Annotated in this window: 1 pseudogene; it reads left to right on the top strand. The window is 44.3% G+C overall.

Annotation, left to right across the window (positions count from 1 at the left end):
- Nucleotides 1–461 (top strand): annotated as a pseudogene (locus FNE76_RS08370) (hypothetical protein); the annotation flags it as partial.

The raw sequence follows: 461 nt of genomic DNA, 5'->3' as shown, positions 1-461 counted from the left end.
TTTTAAGAGCGGCCATTAGGGTGGAGGATAGGGGACATCTTAACGGGCAATTGACCCATGTTGAGGATAGTTTAAGAGCGCAGGGCATAGAGCCCATTATAGAGTTCCACCACAGAAGTAGCCAATATAAGGGCTTGCATGTGCAATTCACTTACAAGGGCATTCCTAGCGAGGTCCAGCTACACACTAACAGCAGTTGGGGGACTAAAAAAGAGTTAGACCCGATCTATCATATTATGCGAGACCCCCAAGAATTGGCAAAGCTAACGCCCCAAGAATTAGAAAATCTAAAGTTAAAGAGTCGCCAAATCGCTCAGGATTTAGATTTAGATATAAGCGACTTCACCTCATACATGGTTAAATCTGATAGCGCCCAAAGTTCGGAAAAGTCCGTATTAGTCAGAAAATCGCCCACAGAGGGGAAACCCACCCAAGAGCCTTTAGAAAAGTCAAATTCAAAC

Source organism: Helicobacter mehlei (assembly GCF_007280785.1).
Lineage (GTDB): Bacteria > Campylobacterota > Campylobacteria > Campylobacterales > Helicobacteraceae > Helicobacter > Helicobacter mehlei.
Note: the sequence above shows the minus strand (reverse complement) of the source record. Positions and strands in the feature narration are given on the sequence as shown.